The 11,883-nt window shown below is 37.9% G+C and carries 13 protein-coding genes; 3 read left to right on the forward strand and 10 right to left on the reverse strand.

Going from position 1 to position 11,883, the window contains the following annotated elements; translation table 11 throughout:
* Nucleotides 1-801: 801 nt before the first annotated feature.
* Nucleotides 802-2,943 (reverse strand): M3 family metallopeptidase, encoded by a 2,142-nt coding sequence (locus tag MKJ01_RS14410; protein ID WP_241614799.1) that lies wholly within the window; start codon nucleotides 2,941-2,943, stop codon nucleotides 802-804.
* Nucleotides 2,944-3,088: 145 nt separating this feature from the next.
* Nucleotides 3,089-3,454, reverse strand: a complete 366-nt coding sequence (locus MKJ01_RS14415) for an SPW repeat protein (RefSeq protein ID WP_241614800.1) — start codon at nucleotides 3,452-3,454, stop codon at nucleotides 3,089-3,091.
* A 244-nt stretch (nucleotides 3,455-3,698) separates the two neighbouring features.
* Between MKJ01_RS14415 and MKJ01_RS14420 the strand changes: the two genes are divergently transcribed.
* Nucleotides 3,699-4,517, forward strand: coding sequence for a head GIN domain-containing protein (locus MKJ01_RS14420; RefSeq protein ID WP_241614801.1), 819 nt, complete (start codon nucleotides 3,699-3,701; stop codon nucleotides 4,515-4,517).
* A 1-nt stretch (nucleotide 4,518) separates the two neighbouring features.
* Here the strand turns inward: MKJ01_RS14420 and MKJ01_RS14425 are convergent, their stop codons facing one another.
* The 5 genes from MKJ01_RS14425 to MKJ01_RS14445 all read right to left on the reverse strand — a co-directional run bounded on the left by MKJ01_RS14425 (nucleotide 4,519) and on the right by MKJ01_RS14445 (nucleotide 8,912).
* Complete coding sequence (locus tag MKJ01_RS14425) at nucleotides 4,519-6,390, reverse strand: monovalent cation:proton antiporter-2 (CPA2) family protein (RefSeq protein WP_241614802.1); 1,872 nt, start codon at nucleotides 6,388-6,390, stop codon at nucleotides 4,519-4,521.
* A 3-nt stretch (nucleotides 6,391-6,393) separates the two neighbouring features.
* The gene (locus MKJ01_RS14430; protein ID WP_241614803.1) at nucleotides 6,394-6,915 is read right to left on the reverse strand and encodes an NAD(P)H-dependent oxidoreductase; all 522 of its coding nucleotides are present in this window, start codon (nucleotides 6,913-6,915) and stop codon (nucleotides 6,394-6,396) included.
* 162 nt (nucleotides 6,916-7,077) lie between these two features.
* Nucleotides 7,078-7,887 carry a YgcG family protein gene (locus MKJ01_RS14435; RefSeq protein ID WP_241614804.1) on the reverse strand — a complete coding sequence of 270 codons (810 nt, stop codon included), beginning with the start codon at nucleotides 7,885-7,887 and terminating at the stop codon, nucleotides 7,078-7,080.
* Nucleotides 7,868-8,299, reverse strand: coding sequence for a TPM domain-containing protein (locus tag MKJ01_RS14440; protein WP_241614805.1), 432 nt, complete (start codon nucleotides 8,297-8,299; stop codon nucleotides 7,868-7,870). The genes MKJ01_RS14435 and MKJ01_RS14440 overlap by 20 nt, the downstream gene beginning before the upstream one ends.
* Nucleotides 8,300-8,303: 4 nt before the next feature.
* Nucleotides 8,304-8,912, reverse strand: coding sequence for a LemA family protein (locus MKJ01_RS14445; protein WP_027386802.1), 609 nt, complete (start codon nucleotides 8,910-8,912; stop codon nucleotides 8,304-8,306).
* 72 nt (nucleotides 8,913-8,984) lie between these two features.
* On the opposite strand from MKJ01_RS14445, the gene MKJ01_RS14450 reads away from it, so the two are divergent.
* Complete coding sequence (locus MKJ01_RS14450; RefSeq protein WP_241614806.1) at nucleotides 8,985-9,479, forward strand: dihydrofolate reductase; 495 nt, start codon at nucleotides 8,985-8,987, stop codon at nucleotides 9,477-9,479.
* A 95-nt stretch (nucleotides 9,480-9,574) separates the two neighbouring features.
* Complete coding sequence (locus MKJ01_RS14455; protein WP_241614807.1) at nucleotides 9,575-10,144, forward strand: tetratricopeptide repeat protein; 570 nt, start codon at nucleotides 9,575-9,577, stop codon at nucleotides 10,142-10,144.
* Between the two features lie 89 nt (nucleotides 10,145-10,233).
* Here the strand turns inward: MKJ01_RS14455 and MKJ01_RS14460 are convergent, their stop codons facing one another.
* The 3 genes from MKJ01_RS14460 to coaD all read right to left on the reverse strand — a co-directional run bounded on the left by MKJ01_RS14460 (nucleotide 10,234) and on the right by coaD (nucleotide 11,768).
* Complete coding sequence (locus tag MKJ01_RS14460; RefSeq protein ID WP_241614808.1) at nucleotides 10,234-10,866, reverse strand: trimeric intracellular cation channel family protein; 633 nt, start codon at nucleotides 10,864-10,866, stop codon at nucleotides 10,234-10,236.
* A 47-nt stretch (nucleotides 10,867-10,913) separates the two neighbouring features.
* The gene (locus MKJ01_RS14465; RefSeq protein WP_368366353.1) at nucleotides 10,914-11,171 is read right to left on the reverse strand and encodes a four helix bundle protein; all 258 of its coding nucleotides are present in this window, start codon (nucleotides 11,169-11,171) and stop codon (nucleotides 10,914-10,916) included.
* A 132-nt stretch (nucleotides 11,172-11,303) separates the two neighbouring features.
* The gene (gene coaD, locus MKJ01_RS14470) at nucleotides 11,304-11,768 is read right to left on the reverse strand and encodes a pantetheine-phosphate adenylyltransferase (RefSeq protein WP_056217749.1); all 465 of its coding nucleotides are present in this window, start codon (nucleotides 11,766-11,768) and stop codon (nucleotides 11,304-11,306) included.
* Between the last annotated feature and the right edge of the window lie 115 nt (nucleotides 11,769-11,883).

Below are 11,883 nucleotides of genomic sequence, written 5' to 3' on the forward strand. Positions count from 1 at the left end.
TTTTCTTCTTCAAATTTTATAATCTCGAAGTATTCGATTAATAATTCAGGTAAAAATAATTTCAGAATTTCAGTATCCTTTAACATTAAACAAAGTTACCATTCTTATTTGATCCCCAAATTTTGTAACTGATCCAAACTAAATCCAAAACCATATTCATCCAAAAACTCCGAAATCCAATCCAACCTCCAAAACCTAAATAATAAGCATACAGACCTTTTTGGATATAACTATTGTTCTCGCCTCTTTATTATCTTTACTGAAAAACTATCTTCTTCATCCTTGATGATGCTTCTGTAACTGTTAATTCAGTACATTAAAAATATCATTAACACTATTCCGCTATAATATCCAATCACCGCTATTTATTGTTGCTTATATCAGTTCATTATAATTAGCATTAGTATAACTATTAGTGCACTATCATTTGAACCTGACAGGTTTTTAAAATCTGTTAATTATTAGTAGAACTAAGAAAAACATAAGCCCTGTACTTCGGCTATAGAAATACTGCTGACTAACTCCAAATGAACCCTGTACATCTTTAATCCCCGATAGAAACGGTTACTCCGCAGCTGGTAGATAAAAAGCAAAGGACATCAAACTGCAACACCCGGGCGATAGGACTAATAGTCCATAGCGGAAGCAGGCTAATGGAAATATACTAAGCTGATAAAAAATAAACACATATCCAGAAACATTGTCTTCGTATGATAATTCAAATGTTCTATATAATAGCTTAAACAGATACCTTTGAAATTGATATAATAAAAAAAGCATTCAAAAATGAATGCTCTAAAGTTATTTAATAAATCCTCTGTTCCTTAACAGCGGTTTAATATCAGGATCATGGCCTGTAAAATCCCTGAATGCCTGATTAAGGTCAACAGAGTTTCCTACCGACAAAATATATTTTCTGAAACGGTCACCGTTTCCTCTGGTAAGTCCTCCATTTTTGCTGATCCATTCCCAGGCATCATTGTCAAGAGTTTCAGACCATAAATACGCATAATATCCTGCAGAATAACCTCCACCCCAGATATGGGCAAAATAAGGTGTATGATATCTTGGAGGAACAGTTGCCAAAGTAAATCCATGTTTTGTCAGCGATTGCTTTTCAAAATCGAGTACCGGAATTAACTGATTTTCTTGGGTTACAGTATGCCAATCCATATCCAGCTCAGCTGCAGAAACAAGTTCTGTGGTCATATAGCCCTGATTAAACGTGGCTGCTTTTTTAATTTTGTCAACCAAAGCCTGAGGAATAGGTTGCTTTGTTTCATAGTGAATAGCATAATTTTTTAAAACAACAGGATCTAATGCCCAGTGCTCATTGATCTGTGAAGGGAACTCTACAAAATCCCTTGGTACATTGGTTCCTGAAAGCGACGGGTATTTCTGACTGGCAAACATCCCATGGATGGAGTGGCCAAACTCATGAAAAATAGTGGAAACATCATCATAACTGATAAGCGAAGGTTTTCCTGGGGCTGGTTTCTGGTAATTGTAGCAGTTTACGATAACCGGTTTTGTTCCTAGCATGTAAGACTGTTCTACAAAATTGCTCATCCAGGCACCTCCATTCTTAGCATCCCGGGTATAGAAATCCAGGTAATAAATCGCAATTGATTTTCCGTCATGATCAAAAACTTCATAGGTCACCACATCAGGATGATAAACAGGAAGATCAGTTCTTTTTTTAAATGTTAACCCATAAAATTTTTCAGCGGCGAAGAAAACACCTTTTTCCAAAACAGTCGTAATCTCAAAATAAGGTTTGATCTGGTTTTCATCGAGATCAAATTTTGCTTTTCTTACCTGCTCTGCATAAAAATTCCAGTCCCAGGGTTCTACTTTAAAGTTTCCTTTCTGTTGATCGATGAGATCCTGTATATCTTTTGCTTCCCGTTTTGCCGTTTCTACTGCTGGTGTTGCGATCTGGTTCATCAAGTAGGTCGCAGCCTCCGGAGTTTTTGCCATCTGATCCTGCAGTTTCCATTCTGCAAAGCTTTTTTTACCTAAAACCTGTGCTTTTCTAAGCCTTAAAGCAGCTAATTTTTCAATTGTTGCTCTTGTATCATTCGCATCGCCTTTCTCGGCTCTGAGCCAGGAAGCCTTAAATAATTTTTCCCTTGTGGCTCTGTTTTTAAGATTTTGCAATAAAGGTTGCTGGGTGGTATTTTGTAAGGCTAACAAATATTGTCCGTTTTTTCCCGCATTTTTTGCGTCACTGGCCGCAGCAGCGATTTCATCAGCGGAAAGTCCGTCCAATTCTTTGGCATCTGTAAAGAATACGCCGCCCTGTTTTCTTGCCTCCAATAATTTATTAGAATATTGGGTGGAAAGCGAAGCCAATTCCTGATTGATTTGTTTCAGCTTTTCCTTATCTACTGAAGAAAGATTGGCTCCCGCAATTTCAAAGTTCTGCTTATAATATTGAAGCAGTCTTTTACTTTCAGAATCCAGACCGTTATCGGTAATGGATTTTATCCTTTTATAGAGGTTATCATTCAGATACATTTTATCAGAATGAGCTGCAAAAACCGGAGCATACTCTTCATCCAATGCTTGCAGAGTTGGGTTTGTATTGGCACTGGTAAGGTTAGAAAATACAATCACGGCTCTTTTTAATACTTCGCCGCTTTTTTCCAGCGCTATAATCGTGTTTTCAAAGGTTGGAGCTTCCTTATTATTGGCAATCTTTAAAATTTCGGCATCATGTTGCTTTAATCCGAAATCAAATGCAGGTTTAAAATGCTCATTTTTAATCTTGTCGAATTCAGGGGCTTCATATTGAAGGCTGCTTTTTTTCAAAAACGGATTGGTGGACAGTGAAGCGTCCGGTGATGGAACTTCCTGTTGTGCGTCAGTGCTTTTCATTGTGGTACAGGATTGATTAAATGCTAATGCAGAAATTAATAATACTGATGAAATCTTCTTCATAAATTATTTACTGTTAAAGATATAAAGATATTAAAACTTAAGCTATAATTCGCCGGCTGTATCAACTTTGTGTATGGAAATCAATAAGACTCTTCTGAAAATCAGAGAAACTTCATTCTATCACATTGAAAAATCAAAGGAGTGCTTAAATATGTTCCGGGCGTTGAATTTCAGAAGCTGCTTTTCTGGAGACCATGACGGCTACCATTTCAAAGGCGCCTAAGATAACATGAGGGAGATATACCCTGTCATTAAATCCGAATAACCATGGAGATGACAATAAAAGCATACCCGCAACAAAGTCGATAATCAAATGGATCTTGTATGGCAACATACGGGCTAAACTGTATTCGTAATTGGTAAAAAGACTGTAAACCAAGGTTGAAATCCCTAGAATAACGGGAACCATAGTGGCGGCACTGTCATCAGCAAATCCCAAAAGCCATGGAGCGGCAATTAACAATAGTCCTACAACATAATCTAATACAGCGTGAATTTTTGATGGAATCATAATAGTAATTTTTATGGTGTGTATAATGTATTTTATTCAATATCTGTACCGTAAGAAATAAATTTATGGTATAAGTTATTGATTTTTAGATGATTTTAATCTCTGTTCAATAGAGAAAAAGATGTGGAATAAACCTTATTATGATTGTAGTTATATAATTATAAAAAGAGATGTAATATTTTTTATACATTAGTTGTTATCAAAGTAAGTAAAGTAATAATAACCTATAATACAATAAGTAAATATGAAATCAGCACCACTTTTTATTTTTTCATTATGTATAGTATTGGCATCCTGTGAAAATAAGCATGACAGAAAAGGTAATGAGAACGGAAAAGACTGGGTAGAAAAAGTCGTTACGAAAGACCATGGACCCACAAAAGAGAAACAGGTAACAGGAAATTTTGATGAAATAGAAGTTTCTCAGGCTATTGATGCTGAAATTATAAAATCTGATATTGAGAAAGTGGTACTCTATGCTCCTGAAAATATTATGGATGAAATTTTGGTGGATATTAACGGAGGAAAGCTCCATATCCATTATAAAACCGGAATCCGTGTGATGAACAGTCACAATGTTTCAGCAAAGATTTATGTAAAAGATTTCAATAAAATTAATGCAAATTCTGCAGCGAAAATCACCGTTAAAGATAAATTTGTCCAGGAAAAGACGGATATTGAAGTTTCAAGTTCAGGCTCTGTTTCCGGTGATCTGGAAGCCAATGACTTTGATATTTCAACGGACAGCAGCAGCAGTTTCAGTGGAAAGATCTGGGCGGTTGACCTTGATGTCGAGGCCTCTTCCGGAGCCAGCATTGACATTTCCGGAAAAGCTAAAAATGCAGAAATTTCCTCTTCTTCAGGCAGCAGCATTTCTGCCAGGGATGTGATCGTGCAGAATTTAAAAGCAGAAGCTTCAAGCGGTGCAAGCGTTGACATCAGCGCTTCGTCATCCGTTAAGGCAGAAGCCTCATCAGGAGGAAGTATAAATGTCTATAAAAAAGGGAATATAACTTCGGTAACTAAAGAAGAAAGCAGTGGAGGCAGCGTGAATATCCAATAGGTTATTTTTCATCTTCTTCGTCATTTGAAGAGTCTTCCCACTGTTTATTATCAAAGTTAAGATTGTCATAAGCCAGTAAGTCCTCCTCCCTCTGGAGGAGTTCTTTCGTGGTAAAAAGATGGATGTCATCGTCATCGTCGGATTTGGCAAGTTTTCTGATTGATCCTTTATCTATAGCCATAAACCTTTGTCCAAGCCGTCTTGCAGAATATTTACGCATTCCGGTTTCATGAAGGACATCCACAGCCATATCTACAGCTGTACCTAATGTTTCACGGTAAATATTATCGATGCCGTTGTTTAAATATTCATAGGCATCAATCCTGTTTTTAGCCCGGACAAAGATCTTTACATCCGGATAATGTTCCCGGACTATATCCGCAACGAACTTATTGGAATCAGGATCATCCAGACAAAGGACTAATATTTCAGCATCTTCAATTCCGGCAGCACGTAAGGTTGGTATTTTTTTAGCATCTCCATAATAGACCTTAAAGCCGTAGCTTCTCAATAATTTTACACGATCAGAATCCCGGTCAAGAACGGTTGCCGAAATCTTATTGGCTTTCAGGAGCCTGCCGACCGTACTTCCGAAATGCCCGAAACCAACAATGATGATCTTTTTTTGGCGGATTTGGCCGTCAAGAATATTGAAGTCATTTTCCGGATCAGGTATTTCTTTGATAAACTTCGGATTGATCAGCTTATCATTGATAATTAAAAGGAAAGGAGTAATGCACATGGTAATTGCGGTTACCGCCATCATCTGTGCATTAAGTTCATCACTTAAAAGATGGAGGCTTGAAGTATAATTAATCAGCACAAATGCAAACTCTCCCACCTGCGAAAGGGCAAATGCATAAAACAGGCTCTGTGGCGTATCCATCTTAAAGAATTTTCCGATGATATACAAGACGAAGAACTTTATTCCTAAAACAGCAAAAACCGTAGTGAAAATAAATACGGGATCTTCCTGAATAATATTAAAGTTCATTGTTGATCCTACGCTTACGAAAAAAACAGCAAGCAGAAGACCTTTAAACGGATCAATATGGGCTTCCAGTTCATGCCGGAATTCACTATTGGCCAGCATGACTCCTGCGAGGAAGGCTCCCAGTGCAGGAGACAATCCTATCGCAACCATTAATTCTGATACACCAATCACCAGGAATAAGGAAGAAGCCGTTAAAAGCTCTGTCATTCCGGATTTTGACACATACCTTAAAAACGGAACAAATACGTATCTACCCAGTAAAATCAGAATGGCAACGCCTAAGATAACGGTGGCAAACTGCATCCATTGCGGAAGATTCTGGATAAGTACCTGTATTTCATTATCACTATTCGTTACTTTATGATGGGCAATTAACGGAAGTATGGCAAGAATAGGGATTACAGCAATATCCTGAAAAAGAAGTGTGGAAAATGAAGCTTCTCCGGCTAACGTTTTCAGATTATTCTTTTCCTGTAAAGTCTGCAGTACAATGGCTGTGGAAGAAAGGGCAAAGCACATGGCAACAGCGACTGCTTTATCAACTTGCCAGCCGGCCCACAAGAAAACAATGAAAAGTAAGGAAATCGTGAGGAGCATCTGGGTCATTCCCAGCCCAATGATCTTTTTCCGCATTTCCCAGAATTTGCGGGGTTCAAGTTCTAGTCCCACCAAAAACAGCAGCATGATCACACCGAATTCACTGGCATGCATAATATCATTGACATCTTTTCCTGTCAGACGCAGAACGTACGGTCCGATAATAATTCCGCCCGCAATATATCCGATTACAGAGCTTAACCCGAATTTCCTGGCCAGCGGTACCATAATAATGGCAACGCCCAGAAAAAGGAGGGTGTTCATTGCTAAGCTGGTTTCCATATTTTATTGATTGAGAAGTTCTGTAAATTTCCTTTTATGCAGAATGATTTCTTTTTTCGATAGTTTATTGGCTTCGTAGACGATCTTGATATCTTTAATATCGGCTTTAAAGACATTCAGGGAAACAATCAGTCCGCTGATGAGTTCTTCTACAGTATAGCCATACGTACCTTCCTTACTGAAAGACCTTTCTTTGCCGCCAGTGGTGACTAAAATGTAAATTTCTTTGCCTTCCAGCGGGTTCATATGTTCTTCTTTAAGCCAGTCACGGTCGAATACTTCATCGATCCAGAGTTTTAAAAGAGGTGGCATCCCAAACCAGATCAATGGAAACTGGAAAATGAAACGGTCATAATTTTTTAATCTTTTTCTTTCCCTGAAAGCAGCAATATGAAAATCAGGATAATCTTCGTAGATATCCCGTAGTGTAAAATGTTGATGGCGGACATAGAAATTGATGAGCTCTGAATTCGAGTTTGAATGCTCTAAATAAGGATGCGCAAAAACGACCAACGTCTTCTTCATAAGGCTGTTTTAGTAAATATAATGAAAAGTTTTCTATTAAAACATAGATAAACTGTATTTGTCATTTTACTATTGATCATAAAAAAACTGAAGCTACCATGAACTTCAGTTTTCTTATGATGTATCAGCACAGAATGCAGTGCCGATAAATGTATTAAAATTTTACCATCCGCCTGAAGCACCACCTCCTCCGAAACTTCCACCACCGCCAAAGCCTCCGAAACCTCCTCCTCCTCCTGAGCTTCCACCGCCGAAGCCTCCGCCTCCAAAGCTGCCCGGGAAAGGAAAAAATCCGCCAGGATAATTTCTGCGCCCTCTTCTGGAGAGAATCACATCATCGTCATCATAATTACCGCCGCTTCCACCGCCTCTGTTCCTGAAAATAATCACAATAATGATGAAAATAATAAAGGCGACAATTACAAAACTGCCTGCGCCTTTTTTACTCCCTGTCTTAGGATGGTTCAGGGGCTTAAATTTCCCCTGTACGGCTTCCATGATTGCTGAACTTCCACGATCGATTCCTTCGTACCATTGGCCTTTCTTAAAATGCGGAGTAACGATATAATCTAAAATCTGCCCTGCAACGGATGCTGTAAGATATTGTTCAACAGCTCTTCCCTGCTGGATAGACATGGTATGATCTTCAGTAGCAATTAAAAAAACAATGCCGTTGTCTACATCTTTTTTACCGATTCCCCATTTCTCACCGAACATGGTGGCCAGAAAATTCACATCTTCCCCTTTGGTAGATGGAATAATCACTACTTCAATTTCCGTGGAAGTAGAGTCTGCAAAAGCGATCAGCTTTTTATTAAGATTATCTTTTTCCTGCTGGCTTAGCAAATTGGCTTCATCATAAACCGGATAAAGCACGGCGGGCTTTTCAGGAACGGTATATTGTGCTGATACAAATGTGTATACGCAAAACAGTAAAAATGAAAAAACAATTTTAAGAGAAGGTAATTTCATTAGAAAGCTCGTTGTGATTCTCTCCTTTTACAGGAAAATGTTTTTTTAATTCAAGGCCGGTTTCCAGAATTCCGCTTTTCAAAGCTTTGTAATAATTTCCTTTGGCGAACTCAGAAGTAATGTAATCATGAAGATGGTCCCAGTAGGACTGATGTACTTTTGCATGAATAGCAGTGTCACCAATGATAGTGAGGTACTTTTGTTCAAAATTCACGTGAAACAAGACGGCATTTCTTTCCGCTGTTTTATCCATACACAGTTCTTCAAAAACTTTAAATGCGGTCTTAGCACTGTCAGTATCCGTATTTGAATCTATATGTACCCTGATCTCACCGGTAGAATGTTCTTCTGCCGACTGAATAGCTTCCACAAGGGAAGCTATTTGCTGACTGGTCAAGAAATTACTGCTCATCTTATTATTCTGAGAATACATCAGGGGCTTTCTGCGCTCCTGCATCTGCTTTGAAATAAGGCTTTTCTTTAAAATTTGTAAAATTCGCCAGAATATTATTCGGGAATGTTTTAATCGAGGTATTGTAATCCTGGGCAGCTTCGTTGTAATAGACGGTTTCTGTCCGGATGCTGTTCTCAATGGCTGTGTATTCTCTCTGGAAATTAATATACTGCTGATCTGCTTTCAGGTTAGGATAAGATTCCACGACTGCCATCAATCTGCTTAAAGCTCCTGATAATTCGCCTTGTGCAGCCTGGAATTTAGCAAGATCCTGTTCGGTCATATTCGTAGGGTCTATGTTAATTGATGTCGCCTTTGAACGTGCTTCCACAACTTTAGTCAGGGTTTCCTGCTCAAATTTTGAATACGATTTCACCGTTCTTTCCAGGTTCGGGATCAGGTTGGCTCTTTTTTGATAAACGGTTTCTACATTAGACCATTTGGTATTCACGTTCTGTTCTTTCGTTACAAAATTGTTGTAGCCGCTTTTTCCCCAGAAGAATAATACTGCAACAATAATCAGAAGAGCAATGCCGATGGTTCCGGCGCTCAGACAGCCTCTGTTTTTCATAGTTTATTTTTTTAACTTTTTCGTGCTAACCAAATATACAAATTATGTGCTAATTTTGTAAAAAATTATTTAATGATTACAATCGTTGTTGCGATCGGGGAAAACAGTGGGATTGGTTCTGATAATCAAATGCTCTGGCATCTTCCGAAGGATTTAAAACATTTTAAGGAAATCACATCGGGCCATCCTGTGATTATGGGGAGAAAGACTTTTGAAAGTATCGGTAAACCGCTTCCTAACCGTACAAATATTATAATATCAAGAAAAAACGATTGGTTTGAAGAAGGTGTTTTAATCGTGGGAAGCATAAAAGAAGCGATAAAATTTGCTAAAAAAATAGATGATGATATTTTCATCATCGGAGGAGGCAATATTTACCAGCAGACAATGGATATTGCTGATAGGATAGAACTAACAACAGTTAAGGCCAATATTGAAGCAGATACGTTCTTTCCCGAAATCGATGAGAAAATCTGGAAAAAAACAAATGAGGTTTTCCATGAAAAAGACGAAAAGAATCAGTATGATCTCTATTTTCAGACGTATGAGAAAATTAAGAGTGAATAGTCAAAAGAGTTATAAAGCTATGGGAAAAATTCTCATTTCTAACCTCTGGTTTCTAACCTCTAATTTTTCTATCTTTGCACTTCTAAAATTTAATAATGAATAAATACATAAAAATAGCGGTTGCAGCAGTTCTTATACTTTTAGGACTTTATATGATGATCTTTACCCGGAGTATGGGTTGGGGGATCGTGGTTTTCCTTTTATCAGCGGCACCGATTTTACTCTTCTTTAAAAATGAGTATATCCTGTTGGCTTTCTGGCAGCTGAGAAAACAAAATATGGAGAAAGCGGCAGTTTGGTTACAGAATATTACTAATTATCAGACTCAGCTTCATCAATCGCAGTACGGATATTTCCATTACCTCACCGGATTGACACAGGCACAGGCTCACCCGGCGAAAGTAGAACCTTTAATGAAAAAAGCACTGGAATACGGTCTGAATATGAAGCATGACCGAGCGATGGCTACCTTAAATCTAGCCGCAGCAGCCATTTCCAAAGGAAGAAGACAGGAAGGGCAGAAGCTATTGGAAGAAGCGAAAAGACTGGACAGTTCAGGGATGATGACGGATCAGATCAAAATGATGAAAGACCAACTGAAAATGCCGACCATGCAAAAGCATATGCATAATCCTAATATGAGAAACCGAGGGAAGTTCGGATAATTAAATACAAAATTTTAAAATAGAAAAAGCATCTGCAAATAACTCAGATGCTTTTTTATGCTGAAACATTGAAACTCTTAAACTGAAGTTTACATTTCAGAATTATTTTCATATCCGTAAAATTTCGGAATCTGCCATTGGTATTTTACTGCTAAAGTTCTTATGGCAACAATCAATAAAATGGTGAAAATCTGAATAACGGTATAGGTCAGCGTCGTAAATTTTGTCAGAAGCAGAAATGCAGAACCTCCTACAATACATGCTGTGGCATAAATTTCTTTTCGGAAAATCAAAGGGATCCTGTTCAGTAAAATATCCCGGATAATTCCTCCGAAGCATCCTGTAATGGTTCCGAGACCTATACATATTAACGGATGAATGTCTGCGTGCAGTCCTTTCTGAACACCGATAATCGTAAACAATCCCAATCCAAAACTGTCGAAAATAAATAAGGTGACTCTGAAATTCTTTTCAAACGATTTGAAAACCATGGTAAAAATGCTGGTCATAATAATCAGCGCGCATGTCAGCAGGTCATGCATCCAGAAAACGGGAATGTCCAAGAGTAAATCCCTTACCGTTCCTCCGCCAACCGAAGTTACGAATGCAATAATCAATACACCGAAGGGATCCAGACGTCTCTGCATAGCCGCAAAGCTTCCCGACATCGAAAAAGAGATCGTCCCGAGAACTTCTATGGCAAAATTGAACTGCTCGTGCATATTTTATAGGTAATGAGTATTAGGTAATGGGTAATAAAATTATCCTTTTATACTTTGTGACAATTTAAACTTATATTTCGTATTACCTTAACTAATTCTTCATATTCTGATTTTTGATAGGAAATTTTTTCTGCATCTAAATATTTTAATTCTTCAATGATTTCAAGCCAAAGCTGAGTCTCATCAATTTCTTCAACCACAATGCAGAGCTTTGCAAATCTTTCTTTATCTGATCTCGCCCTGGTAACAGCCCTATAATTAGCTGCTACGGAAGTTATAGATCGGATTATTTGTTTTCTGATTATTGAAACGTCATCAGAATAAGATAATGATTATAGTAGCTTGATAATGGAAATAGAAAAATTTTTAGTCCGATCTCTAAAAACCTGATTGAAATCCATACTTGTTAAAATTGCTCATTACCAATTACCCATTACTCAGCGTTTTACCCTCACCGAATCAGGAACCAGCAATTCGTATTCCCCATTATGGTTGATGATTTCCCGGACGATGCTGCTGCTGATAAATGATTTCCCGGATGAAGTCAGTAAAAATACAGTTTCCAGTTTCTTGTGGGCCAAAGTTCTGTTGGTGTGGGCAATGGCCTTTTCAAATTCAAAATCTGCAGGGTTTCTCAATCCTCTGATAATATATTGGGCATCTTTTTCGAAACAGTAATCTACGGTTAAGCCTTCAAAATAATCCACTTCCACATTGGGGAATTCGGCAACTGAATTCTGAATAAATTCCATTCTTTTTTCCAGCGGGAACATATATTTTTTCTGTGAATTCTGGCCGATAGCAATAATTAATTTATCAAAAAGCGGGGCAGCCCTTTCAATGATGTCATAATGCCCTAAAGTAATAGGATCAAAAGACCCCGGAAAAACAGCAATTTTCATGCGTATAAAGTTATAAGTTATGAGTTCAAAATGATAAGTTGTAACTGTAAGGGGCGAATCTTCAATCGTAAATTTTAAATCCTGCCATTATCAACTATACTAATTTCTAACTTCT

The organism is Chryseobacterium sp. SSA4.19 (assembly GCF_022601875.1).
Taxonomy (GTDB): domain Bacteria; phylum Bacteroidota; class Bacteroidia; order Flavobacteriales; family Weeksellaceae; genus Chryseobacterium.

Excerpts from the sequence above, each read along its gene's own strand:
- MKJ01_RS14410 (WP_241614799.1), bottom strand. The coding sequence starts at position 2,943 with ATGAAGAAGATTTCATCAGTATTATTAATTTCTGCATTAGCATTTAAT.
- MKJ01_RS14415 (WP_241614800.1), bottom strand. The coding sequence starts at position 3,454 with ATGATTCCATCAAAAATTCACGCTGTATTAGATTATGTTGTAGGACTA.
- MKJ01_RS14420 (WP_241614801.1), top strand. The coding sequence starts at position 3,699 with ATGAAATCAGCACCACTTTTTATTTTTTCATTATGTATAGTATTGGCA.
- MKJ01_RS14425 (WP_241614802.1), bottom strand. The coding sequence starts at position 6,390 with ATGGAAACCAGCTTAGCAATGAACACCCTCCTTTTTCTGGGCGTTGCC.
- MKJ01_RS14430 (WP_241614803.1), bottom strand. The coding sequence starts at position 6,915 with ATGAAGAAGACGTTGGTCGTTTTTGCGCATCCTTATTTAGAGCATTCA.
- MKJ01_RS14435 (WP_241614804.1), bottom strand. The coding sequence starts at position 7,887 with ATGAAATTACCTTCTCTTAAAATTGTTTTTTCATTTTTACTGTTTTGC.
- MKJ01_RS14440 (WP_241614805.1), bottom strand. The coding sequence starts at position 8,299 with ATGAGCAGTAATTTCTTGACCAGTCAGCAAATAGCTTCCCTTGTGGAA.
- MKJ01_RS14445 (WP_027386802.1), bottom strand. The coding sequence starts at position 8,912 with ATGAAAAACAGAGGCTGTCTGAGCGCCGGAACCATCGGCATTGCTCTT.
- MKJ01_RS14450 (WP_241614806.1), top strand. The coding sequence starts at position 8,985 with ATGATTACAATCGTTGTTGCGATCGGGGAAAACAGTGGGATTGGTTCT.
- MKJ01_RS14455 (WP_241614807.1), top strand. The coding sequence starts at position 9,575 with ATGAATAAATACATAAAAATAGCGGTTGCAGCAGTTCTTATACTTTTA.
- MKJ01_RS14460 (WP_241614808.1), bottom strand. The coding sequence starts at position 10,866 with ATGCACGAGCAGTTCAATTTTGCCATAGAAGTTCTCGGGACGATCTCT.
- coaD (WP_056217749.1), bottom strand. The coding sequence starts at position 11,768 with ATGAAAATTGCTGTTTTTCCGGGGTCTTTTGATCCTATTACTTTAGGG.